At 54.4% G+C, this 12,186-nt stretch carries 6 protein-coding genes and 1 riboswitch; of the genes, 2 read left to right on the forward strand and 4 right to left on the reverse strand.

Features of this window, described 5'->3' with window-relative positions:
* Positions 1–38: 38 nt before the first annotated feature.
* The 4 genes from GON22_RS23785 to purE all read right to left on the reverse strand — a co-directional run bounded on the left by GON22_RS23785 (position 39) and on the right by purE (position 4,268).
* Positions 39–926 (reverse strand): phosphoribosylaminoimidazolesuccinocarboxamide synthase, encoded by an 888-nt coding sequence (locus GON22_RS23785; RefSeq protein WP_160398586.1) that lies wholly within the window; start codon positions 924–926, stop codon positions 39–41.
* A gap of 345 nt (positions 927–1,271) precedes the next feature.
* A complete protein-coding gene (purB, locus tag GON22_RS23790) occupies positions 1,272–2,567 on the reverse strand; it encodes an adenylosuccinate lyase (protein WP_160398587.1) in 1,296 nt (431 codons plus the stop codon).
* Between the two features lie 7 nt (positions 2,568–2,574).
* Complete coding sequence (purK, locus tag GON22_RS23795; protein WP_160398588.1) at positions 2,575–3,738, reverse strand: 5-(carboxyamino)imidazole ribonucleotide synthase; 1,164 nt, start codon at positions 3,736–3,738, stop codon at positions 2,575–2,577.
* Between the two features lie 44 nt (positions 3,739–3,782).
* Positions 3,783–4,268, reverse strand: a complete 486-nt coding sequence (purE, locus tag GON22_RS23800) for a 5-(carboxyamino)imidazole ribonucleotide mutase (RefSeq protein ID WP_160398589.1) — start codon at positions 4,266–4,268, stop codon at positions 3,783–3,785.
* 201 nt (positions 4,269–4,469) lie between these two features.
* Positions 4,470–4,571, reverse strand: a riboswitch (purine riboswitch).
* A gap of 272 nt (positions 4,572–4,843) precedes the next feature.
* Between purE and GON22_RS23805 the strand changes: the two genes are divergently transcribed.
* Together GON22_RS23805 and GON22_RS23810 are read left to right on the forward strand one after the other, a co-directional pair.
* Complete coding sequence (locus GON22_RS23805; protein WP_160398590.1) at positions 4,844–10,555, forward strand: beta strand repeat-containing protein; 5,712 nt, start codon at positions 4,844–4,846, stop codon at positions 10,553–10,555.
* 116 nt (positions 10,556–10,671) lie between these two features.
* A complete protein-coding gene (locus tag GON22_RS23810; protein WP_160398591.1) occupies positions 10,672–11,949 on the forward strand; it encodes a glycosyl hydrolase family 18 protein in 1,278 nt (425 codons plus the stop codon).
* The last annotated feature ends 237 nt before the right edge of the window (positions 11,950–12,186 follow it).

The following is a 12,186-nucleotide window of genomic DNA, read 5'->3' on the forward strand; positions in this document are numbered from 1 at the left end:
TCATTCTGAAATCCGCAACTCTAATTAATGCTATCTATTTAGCTCAAGTCGGAGCCCGTCAGGCGACGGTAAATGTCCAGGTAACGACGCGTCGTTTCCTCTACTACCTCTGATGGCAGCGGGTCCGGCTTGCTGTTTTTGTCCCAATCGGAGCCCAAGAGATAGGTCCGTACCGGTTCTTTGTCCATGCTGTCGATCTCGGTGTCGAGCTCGAACTTGTCCACCGCCCAGAAACGGGAAGCGTCCGGCGTGAAAATTTCATCGATAAGAATAACTTTGCCATCGATGAGCCCGAATTCAAACTTGCAGTCAGCGAGCACGATGCCGCGCTCTGCGCAGTAGCTGTGTGCGAACTCATACAGCTTCACGCTGCGGTCGCGCAATTCAGCTGCAAGCTCTGCGCCGACGAGCTCTTCCATTTTCTCAAATGGAATATCCTCGTCATGGCCAACGTCGTTCTTCGCCGCAGGCGTAAAGATCGGCTGCTCGAAGCGCTGGTTTTTGCGCAGGCCCTCTGGCAATGAAATGCCGTTAATCGCCGACGTCTGCTGGTATTGTCTCCAGCCGCCGCCTGTGATATAGCCGCGTACAACGCATTCAATATCAATGCGCTCTGCTTTCTTCGTCACCATGATCCGGTTGCGTAGCAACTCTGGCTCCGTGATGATATCGCCTAACTTAGCAACATCCGTATGCACGACATGGTTCGGTTGAATCGATTCCGTCTGCTCGAACCAGAAGGCCGACAGGCTGTTAAGCACGTTGCCCTTCTCAGGAACAGCCGGGTCGAGCACGTAGTCGAATGCGCTGATCCGGTCGGTTACGACGATCAGGAAGTGCTCGCCCAGGTCGTACAGCTCGCGCACTTTGCCTTTGTATACGAGCGGCGCTTTGATGTAGTCAACTGCGCTTGATAAAGCTTGCATGAATTTTTCCCCTTCCCCCGCTACCCTCCCAAACCCTCCCTAGAAGGGAGGGCCCCAGAGGATTCCATCCTCTGGGCTCCGGAAGGGCGCTGCTTTGATACTTGTGGAGCGTGTCCTCGCTTTTCGTCCCTGGCGGGACCCGCTCTCCTTGTTGCGTACATAAATATGTGTACACGTCCGCTCGATTGAGCTCGGTGCGATTGAGTTCGGTTGTGCTGTGAGCCGCTTGTCGTCCCTTCGGGACACGCTCTACGTTGTGCGTGTCTAGAGGGCTTCGCGCTGCGAGTCGTCCCTTGGCGGGACGCGGCGAAGAGCTTAGCTCATGCGCTGCGCGCATTTAGTACCTTAGTTGAGGCCCAAACGCGTGAAGATTGTATCAACGTGCTTCAGGTGCCACGTTGGGTTGAATGCGTCGTCGAGCTCATCAGCCGACAGGACGCTCGTAATTTCTTCAGTTTCTGCGATGATATCGCGGAATTGGCGTTGCGTTTCCCATGCTTGCATCGCGCGCGGTTGAACCGTATCGTACGCTTGCTCGCGGCTGAAGCCCTTGTCGATCAGCTTCGTCATAACGCGGCCGGAGAACGGCACGCCGTATGTCGACATCATGTTGCGCTTCATGTTTTCCGGGAATACCGTCAGGTTCGCAATGATGTTGCCCAGGCGGTTCAGCATGTAGTTCAAGAGCATCGTAGCATCTGGAAGGATGATGCGCTCAACGGACGAGTGGCTGATGTCGCGCTCATGCCAGAGCGGCACGTTCTCATAAGCGGAAAGCATGTGGCCGCGGATAACGCGAGCCAGGCCGGACATGTTCTCGCAGCCGATTGGGTTGCGTTTGTGCGGCATTGCGGACGAACCTTTTTGTCCTTTAGCGAACGGCTCTTCCACTTCACGGAACTCGGATTTTTGCAGTGCGCGAATTTCCGTTGCGAACTTGTCGAGCGATGTTGCTACGAGTGCCAGCGTTGCCATGTACTCCGCGTGGCGGTCGCGTTGGAGCGTTTGCGTCGAGATTGGAGCAGGCTTCGTGCCCAGCTTGCGGCATACGAATTCTTCAACGAACGGATCGATGTTCGCGTACGTGCCTACTGCGCCGGAAATTTTGCCATATTGAACGCCGTCAGCCGAATGGTCGAAGCGCTCCAGGTTCCGTTTCATTTCCTCGTACCACAGCGCCATTTTCAGGCCGAATGTTGTCGGCTCTGCATGAACGCCATGCGTACGGCCCATCATTGGCGTATCTTTGTACTGAACGGCTTTGTCGCGCAGGATGCCGATGAAGCGCTCGATGTCAGCACGAAGGATTTCGTTCGCTTGGCGAAGCAGGTAGCCGTTAGCCGTATCTACGACGTCCGTCGACGTCAGGCCGTAGTGCACCCATTTGCGCTCAGGACCAACCGTTTCGGATACAGCGCGCGTGAACGCGATTACGTCATGGCGCGTTTCCAATTCGATTTCGTTAATGCGGTCGATATCGAAGCTTGCATTTGCACGCAGCGCTTCTACGTCCTCGCGGGGAATAACGCCCAGCTCTACCCACGCTTCACATGCACAAAGTTCAACCTCCAGCCATGCTTTGAACTTGTTCTCTTCCGTCCAGATCGCTCTCATCTCAGGCCTGCTGTAACGCTCCAACATCGTACCTTCACACCTTCCAAATGTTTGTGTCTTCTATATACTGCAGCGCTTTGTCCGTACTCTCGGCCAAAACGTTGACATGCCCCATCTTCCGTTTGTGTACAGCGTCCTTCTTGCCATACAAATGCACCTTCGGCGCAACGCCATGCGCTGCTGCCGCCTCATCCGGCTGTGCCATGCGCTCTAACAGCGGCGCAACATGCTGGCCAAGCACATTAACCATAACGACTGGCGTCAACAGCGATGTGTCGCCAAGCGGCAAACCGCATATTGCCCGTACATGCTGCTCGAACTGTGAGGTTCGGCAAGCTTCCATCGTGTAGTGGCCGCTGTTATGCGGCCGCGGAGCAAGCTCGTTCACGTACAGCCCGTCCTTCTCAGACCAGAACAGCTCTACAGCGATCAATCCTGCAGCGCCAAGCCCCTCAGCGATGCGTGCGGCCAGCTTTTCCGCCTCACGCTGTACCCCATCCGGTATACGGGCCGGGACGATCGATAGATGCAAAATATTATCGACGTGAATATTTTCCGCCGCCGGGAACGTCTTAACTTCCCCCGTCGTGCTGCGTGCTGCGATGACCGACAGCTCCTTATCGAAACGAATGAACTGTTCCAACACGAGCTCCGTCCCAGCCTTCGCTAACGTCTCGTAAGCTTCGTCAATCTCAGCTTCCGAGCGGATGACCCATTGGCCCTTGCCGTCATAACCGCCCGTTGCCGTCTTCAGCACGCATGGCGTGCCGAAAGCTTCGACGCCTGCACGAAGCTCGCCGGCGCTGGCGATTTCCCGGTAAGGCGCGACGCGCACGCCCGCTGCCTCAATCGCGCGCTTCTCGCGCAAGCGGTGCTGCGTCGTGTAGAGCAGCTCGCTGCCTTGCGGCACATACGACTCCTCCATCAGCATTGCAGCAACGCCTGCATCGACATTCTCGAATTCGTACGTGATGACATCTGCGCGGCGTGCAAGCTCCCTTGCTGCTTCCCGGTCGTTATAAGCAGCAACGATCTGCTCCGCTACTTGCCCGCAGGGCGCATCTTCCGTCGGATCCAGCGCCACGAAGCGATAGCCCATCGCGCTGCCGGAGAGCGCCATCATGCGGCCGAGCTGGCCGCCGCCAAGAATGCCGACCGTGCTGCCTGGCAGCAGCGGCTTCCCATTCCGTTGTTCCACTCTGCTCGCTCCCCCTTGTGCCTTATTGTCAGCCAAACTCACAATCATAGCGTCTCGCTGCTAGCCAACACCTCTTGCTTGATGCGTTCGCGGCGCGCCTCTGCGCGTGCGCGAAGCTCAGGATCGAACGCACCAAGGATTTGTGCTGCCAGCAGTCCAGCATTGGTGCCGCCTGCATTGCCGATTGCAACCGTTGCGACAGGAATGCCGCCTGGCATTTGGACAATCGACAGAAGCGAATCAAGCCCGCTCAAGTTCGACGACTTGACGGGCACACCGATTACGGGAAGAATCGTCTTGGCAGCGACCATACCCGGCAAGTGAGCAGCACCGCCAGCGCCTGCAATAATTACTTTCAGCCCGCGTTCCACCGCACTTTCCGCATATTCGAACATCAAGTCTGGCGTACGATGTGCAGAGACCACTTTCTTCTCATAAGGAATGTTTAGCTCTTCCAGAACATCACAAGCCAATTTCATCGTGTCCCAGTCCGACTTGCTGCCCATAATGACGCCTACTACTGCCGACATGATCCCAACCACCTTTTATATGAAAATATCGTCCTAAACGCAAAAAAAAATCCCAAAAGCGCGACTCCATTATTAGGAAGGCTTCGGGACACGAGTACGGATGCAATTGGCAAGAGCAAGGCATGCGCCCTGCCTGCCGACGAAGGACAACATCGCTCCGCCGACAGTCGAAAGCTGCCCCCTGTAAGAAGCAGCCTGATGATCTCTTAGCCATCCGCTCGTAGTCCGAAAATTTAAGGTTCCCGGGTAGATACTCTCGAGCCTTATCCCCGAGTATATACGAGTCAAAATGCTCCGCGAAATCGACATTTCACGAGCCCTTTCTAGTGTAACAATCCAGCCTAAGGTTGTCAACGGAAAAACACGAACATTAGATATGTTTTACAATGAAATAGTTCGTCTTTTACATTGATTTAAACGAATTGCTAAACTTATCATCCGTTTTCGATTTTTCACATTTTCACGAACAGACAGGCTAAGTATTCCGGCTTCATTCATATAGTGAGAATTGACGCCTATACATGTGAAATAAAGAGGTTCATTCGATTATCCCAATACAATTATGGAGGTTGTCCATGCCCTTTCCGAGTAATGCCCAATATGTGCCGCTCAAGCAAAACAACGTCAATGTTGTAGACCCTGTACGAGATGTGTCGCCAGACGAGACCGACATTGTAGGCGATGCGCAATATCCTGCTGCTTATTATGCTTATGACGGGACCAACGTTTATTTTCGCATGCGTTTGAATACCGATCCTCGGTTCAAAAGCGATTTTCGCAACTTCGCCTGGGGCGTTCTATTCGATACGGATAACAATCCTTCCACTTACGAATGGGAACTGCTCGTAAACGGGCTGGAGAACAAAGTGCAGCTTATTGCTAATACGGTGAAAATTCCGAACGTCTTCACAGACCAAGCTGAAGGCACAGACGGCAAAGGCAAACCAAATTATGAAGAAACGATCTGTAATTTCGACATAGCTCGAGCCCAACCGACAGAGGATGGGTCTGCGCTTGGAAACACAGAGAACTTTTTTATCGACTTCTTTATACCAGTGTCAGTATTCTTCCCGCTCCTCGGAATTACCGACCAATCCAGCCTTCGTTTCTTGTTCTTCACCGCCACTAACGCGAACAACTTTAATAAGGATTTCATCGGAATCGGAACGACGCTCAGCACGTTATTTTGCGACCCTGTAACGATTGCAGGCGGAGACGTTAGGGCCCAAATTGCACTGTCCCAAACCGTAACGCCAACCACGGTGATCGCTGCGCAGCAAACGTCATTCAGAGGGGCGGTCACCCTAATGAATACCGGCAGAAGCGCGGCGTCAACCTTGTTTGTTCAGGCCCCGTTCCAATTCGATAAGCTCATTTCGTTCGCCGTTACGCAAACATCGCTCGGCACAACCGCCTTCAACAGCTCGACGAAGATGCTGACTTGGAACGTCGGCAATCTCGTAGCTGGGGGGAACGCTACGCTCACCTATGAAGCCATAGCGCAATTCAATACATCGGGCTCCCGGACAGTCGACACGAAAACCGCCAAGGGCGTCGACAGCTTTACGGGCGGCGCAATTGCTGCACCAGCGAGTTCCTCCTCCGTCACAGTCACAGTGCTTGGTGGCGTAACCGGCACGATTATCGACAAAGTTACCGGCCTGCCTCTCGTTGGGGCTTCGGTTCAAATTCTCTCCTTGCCGGGCAATACATTAGCAGGCCAGACCGTCACGGATTCAGCAGGCGTCTACAGCTTCCCTAATCTGCCCGCCGGAAGCTACAATCTCGCTTTCAGCTTCCCCTCCTACCAGTCGGCGAATGCACCGGTTGTTATTACTGCTGGAAACATTGCGACCGTTAATTTGACACTGTCCCCTGTGCCTGCTGCCGTGAATGGCACAGTGCGGGCAAGCGGCAGCGGGTTGGGCATCGCCGGCGCCACCGTTACGCTGACGAACTGGATTGGCGTTCGTACTGCCCAAACCGTAACGGACGCGACAGGTGCCTACACGTTGCCTGGCATCGTGCCTAGCTATTACCGCGTCAGCTTCTCCGCGGACGGCTTCCAAGCAACAGATTCACCACTAACGCTAGTGGCAGGAGAGACTCGCACGGTGAATGTGACGCTGCAGCCGAACCCCGGCACGGTGACGGGCACGATTACGAATGCGCAGACGTTGGCCCCTATCACGGGAGCACTGGTCGAGGTGCTCGACAACCGAAACAGCATCCTTGCCACCGCCACGACTAACGCGCTCGGCTCCTATACGATTGCATCGTTAGCGCCAGCAACGAATGACCGGCTGCGAATATCAGCAGATACGTTCGTCACACAAGTGATCGGCTTTGCTATTCAAGCAGGGCAAACCTCCGTTGTTAACGCAGCGTTATCACCGTTTGCAGGCACACTTGCAGGAACGATTACCGACAACGTTACGGGAGCCGGGCTAGCAGGAGCCAGCATTCGCGTTTTCACTTCGGAAGGCATTACGCTGCAGACCACAATGACGGATGCGAACGGGAACTATGCCATTTCATCGCTTGCCCCTGGCTCTTATTCGATAGTCATTGCTGATCAAGGCTATGCCGGGCGCACGATTGGCGCATCGATTAATGCTGGCGCGACAACGACATTGAATGTCCCGCTTAGCCAACTGGCAGGCGGCATCAGCGGTACAGTCAAGGACATAACTGGCGCTCCGATCGCCGATGTGATCGTGCGTGTGTTCTTAAACAATATTATCGTAGCAAGGGTTGCCACGCTGGAAGACGGCTCCTATTCCATTGGCAATCTCACACCTGGCGTTTATTACGTATCCGTCCGGGCAGAAGGATTTGGCGGCCTCTCCTTTAGCGGGACGGTCAATCCCGGCGAGATTACGAACGAGGATTTTGTATTAACGCCGAATCCTGGCTCGCTCTCAGGCGTCATAACCGATAATGCAGGCAATCCAATCGCAGGCGCTGTTATTACGCTCAGCCTGAACGTCGTTGGCGGCGGGCTCATCGTAACGCGTTATGTTAGCCAAACCAACGGCAGCTACTTGATCGAAAACTTATTCCCTGCCCCTTACTTGATTACCGTATCAGCTGTCCCTTACCAAAGCGCCTTCCAAAGCGTGACAATTCCATCTGGCGGAAGCGGCGTAGCTAACTTCTCGCTCCTGCCCGATCCGGGAACGCTCAATGGAACGGTTGTCGATCAACTGGGCAATCCTGTTGCTGGCGCAAGCGTGCTAATCAAAAACGCGACAGGCAGCGGCGTCACGATCTCGACCATCTTCTCCGATATGAATGGCCATTTTGAAACGAGTGCACTTGCCCCAGGCAGCTACACGGTTCTTGCTTCCGCAGCTAATTTCCAGACAGCATCGGCTACCGTCGCCGTAAAATCCGATAGTGAATCGACGATCTCGCTCATTCTGCTGCCGGATCCGGGAAGCATCAGAGGGCAAGTAACCGATGCCGTAACCGGCCTGCCGATCTTCGGCGTCCTTGCCAGCGTGACGGACAGCAACAACATCCTCGTCGCTACCTTAATCGCGGATGACAAGAGCGAATTCTTGTTCGAAGGCTTGCCGCCGGGCAGCTATACGGTAGCTGTTCGTGCGCTGCATTATCAGAGCGGCACGATGGGCGCAATCGTCAGTTCTAATGCCATTACGCCGCTTCCGATTGCATTGCAGCCCAACCCCGGCATCATTCTCGGCGAAGTTTCCCCTGCAATCGGCGGTGCGAATATACAGCTATTCAACAGCAACAACATTTTAATCTCATCTGCCATCACTAACCCTGACGGCAGCTTCGGGTTCCTTGGCGAAGCGGTGGGTTCCTACTACTTGACTGCTACCGCACAAGGCTTCTCTTCTCAAATTGCAGGCGCGTCAGTCATCGCCGACACGACGACTCATGTCACGATTAACCTGTCGCCTAACCCTGGATCGATAACCGGCTTCGTCCTCGATCCTTCAGGCAATCCGATTTCTACTGCTGTCATCAAAGTATTAAACAGCAATGAGTCGATTCGCGGCATCAGCCCTGTCCAAGGCGATGGCAGCTACGTGGCCGAAGGCATTCCAGTTGGACCGAAGACGGTAATCGCCTCCGCACCGGACTTCAGCAATGAAGTGAAGGGCACGACGATCGGTCCAGGCCAAACCATCAGCAACTTCAATTTCACCCTTACGCCAGACCCCGGCACGATTAACGGGCAGATCACGGATAGCGTAACTGGCCAGACGATTTCGAGCGCCAGTATCGAGATTCGCGCAGACGTAGCGTCGGGGCTAGCGATTGCAGTTGGGACGTCTACGCCATTTGGCAACTACCAGATAAGCGGTTTGCAGCCGGGCTCCTATACGGTCATTGTAAAAGCAAATGATTATTCAACTGGCACAGTAGGCGCCTTCGTCTTCAGCAATAGCTCTACGATTGCTAACGTATCGCTTAATCCATTATTCGGCATTATTGATGGCAGCGTGACGAATGCCGCAGGGCAACCGATTAGCAATAATGATGTCAAAATCAAATTGTTCACGAAGGACGGCACCCTAATCGAGACTGCTTTCGTTAGCGCTGATGGCACGTTCCGCATCGCAGGCGTGCTTCCGAACGAATATATTTTGACCGTTGCCGCACCGGGGTTTGAGACCGAGACGATTGGCGTCACCGTCAGAGCCGGCATTTCGGCCTTTACTGCCATCCAATTGACGCCACAAGCCGCTTCGGTTAGCGGCACTGCACGCAATGCAACGACAGGCGCGCCAATAAGCGGAGCACTGGTCAGCATATCCGATGTCGACGGCATACCCGTGGAATCCACATTCACTGATAACGCGGGCGCTTTCCTCATTACAGGCGTGCCTGTTGGCAACTTTATCATATCGATAACGGCTTCCGGATTCGGCACTGGCGTTGCCGCTGTTGTCACGCGCCCAGGCCAGACCGCAACCGCCGACCTTCAGCTAACGCCATCGCCTGGAGCTATCTTAGGCTTCGTAAGCGATCTTGTAACTGGCACGAATATTTCCGGTGCGGAAATTCAAATTCTGGACGCCTCTACGGGAGCATTAGTTGGCACAATATTGAGCAACAACGGCGGACAGTACGACTTCCCTTCGCTAGCGCCGGGCAGCTACAAAGCCATTGCCAATGCAAGCGGCTATGCGGCTGAATACGGCGGATTCACGATTGCTCCCGGCGAGACTACACGATACAGCTTCGCCCTCCAGCCCCTTCCGGGACGCGTGGCCGGCACAGTAACGAATGCCGCTTCCGGAGCGCCACTGGCTGGCGTAACGATTCAACTGCTGCAATTTAACAATTTTGGGCCGGCGCTCGCTTCCCTAGTAACGGACAGCACCGGGCGTTTTGATCTAGGCGAAGTTGCGGCTTCCAATTATGCAGTAACAGCTTCACTCGGTGGATTCGTAACCCAGCAAACATCCGTACTGGTGCTTCGTAACGAGACGGCCGTCATCTCATTCGCGCTGCAGCAGGTGAAGGCCGAAGTGGATGGAAAAGTAACTGGCGGCCTTGGCTCTAGGCCTCTGCCGGGCGGCTCTGTCGTAATCGTCGACGGCAATGGGGTCATTGGAGGAAGCGGCGTAACCGACAAAAACGGCGATTATGTTGTGCCAAGCACGCCAGTCGGCGATCAGACGGTCGTCGCCACCGTTCCGGGAGTCGGTACGACGACGACATTTATCCCGAATAAGCCTGGGCAATCCCAGTCCGCCAATCTGAATATTGCCGGGCCTGCGGCACCGATTATCGGCAGAACCAGCGATAATGTGAATGACGCTCCTATCCCTGGCGCCATCCTGCATGTGCTCGATTCCAGCACGAATGTGGTCCTGCAAACTGCCGTTACCGATCTGAACGGAATTTACGCTACCGATCCTGTTCCTCCTGGCAATTATACGGTTACGGCCAGCGCGCCTTTATTCGGCTCAGTCGCTAAAGGGGTCAATACAAATGCAAGCGGCAGCACGCGCGTTGACCTGACACTGCAGGTGGAATTCGGTACGCTGCGGGGAACAATCCGAGACGCAAGCGGCAAGCCGCTCAACATGGCGCTAGCTGAAATCGTGACGCCAGACAATCTTTTGATCCGCCAAATCATAAGCAACCCGGCTGGCCAGTATGCACTAACCAACATTACCGCAGGCGTGCCTAACGCCGCCTTCTCTTTCCCAGGCAAACAGACTGCATTGCGTATGCCAACAATCATAAATGGCCAAACGACGATACTTGATATTATTTTGCTTGATGAGGACGAGGAATAAGGAAAGAAGTACAGAATAGGCCGTGCCCGGAATAGAGTAGCATTAGCGAATAGATTCCGGGCATCGCCTTCTAGCGAGGTGATGGCAATGTTAAGGTAACGGGGGAGGGAAACGGTGTGTTCATTCATGTGTTGCAGCGAGGCGACTCATTGTGGAAATTAGGACAGCAATACGGCGTATCCGATCATGCGATTGCAGCAGCGAATGGCATTCCAATTGACAGCATACTCGTCATCGGGCAATCGCTTATTATTCCGCTTCAAGCCAATCAGCATGTTGTTCACCAAGGTGAGAGCCTATGGTCCATTGGCAACCAATATGGCATCACTCCGCAAGCGATCGCTCAGCTTAACGGCATTACATACCCGTTCTACATTTATCCCGGCCAGCGGCTTCGCTTGCCTGTGCCGCCCAAGCCTACGATTGAGGTGAATGCGTACACCGAGCAATTCGACGACGCTGGACGAAGAAACGTTGAAGAGGTTGGCAGCCTGCTCACCTATCTCAGCCCGTTCAGTTACCGTGTCAGCATAAGCGGAACCCTATCTGGCCCTAACGATGGCCCGCTACTGGAAACGTGCCGTGCCCAGCGCATAGCGCCGATGATGGTCGTATCCAACTTCAAGGACGGCACGTTCGATTCGGATATCGCCCATGCGGTATTGACCGATGCAAGCGTACAAAATCGAACCGTTAATGCGATATTGGACACACTAAAGCAAAAAGGCTATCGCGCGGTCAACATCGACTTCGAATACGTTCCACAGGCGGACCGAGAGGCCTATAACACTTTCCTCCGCCGTCTCAAAGGCCGTCTTGAGCCCGGTGGCTATTTGCTCTCCACTTGCCTAGCACCCAAAACGACCGCCGAACAAAAAGGCCGCCTCTACGAAGCCCATGACTATCCCGCGCATGGGGCCATCGTTGATTTCGTTATTTTGATGACCTACGAGTGGGGCTGGTCAGGCGGGGCACCTCGTGCGGTCGCTCCGATTAATGAAGTTGAGAAGGTCGTTCGCTATGCGCTATCGGTCATGCCAGCGAACAAAATCGTCATGGGGATGCCACTTTATGGTTACGACTGGAAGCTGCCATATGTCCAAGGCAACGAGTGGGCGCCTACGCTCAGCAACCCAGAAGCGATTCGCAGAGCTGCGCGCTATGGTGCTGAAATCCAATTCGACGGGCCGAGCCAGTCGCCCTTCTATCGCTATTACGACAATAACGGGGTACAGCATGAGGTATGGTTCGAGGATGCACGCAGCGTTCAGGCGAAGTTCAACCTTGTCAAAGCGCTCAAGCTGCGCGGGGTAAGCTATTGGGTGCTCGGCACGCCATTCCGCCAGAACTGGGAGTTGCTCGCGGCCAACTTCAACGTTGCGAAGCTAGTTTAGGCGGGGGGAGGCGACGGGCGCCCCCCGCTTCGGAGCAAATAGGGCAGGCTTCTATGCCCTATTCCGCTGTTTTGCACGCTTCAGGGCAAATAGGGCAGATTCCTCTGCCCTCAGGCTGTCGAGAAAGTCTCGGCAGCCTTTCTTATGTGCATGTAATTTAACACGACACCGCGTTAATATAGTATAATAGTGGTAATAACTTATGAACGGATGGTGTCACATGCTGCGTTCTAATCG

Source organism: Paenibacillus sp. MMS18-CY102 (assembly GCF_009789195.1).
In the GTDB taxonomy this organism is placed as follows: domain Bacteria; phylum Bacillota; class Bacilli; order Paenibacillales; family Paenibacillaceae; genus Paenibacillus_T.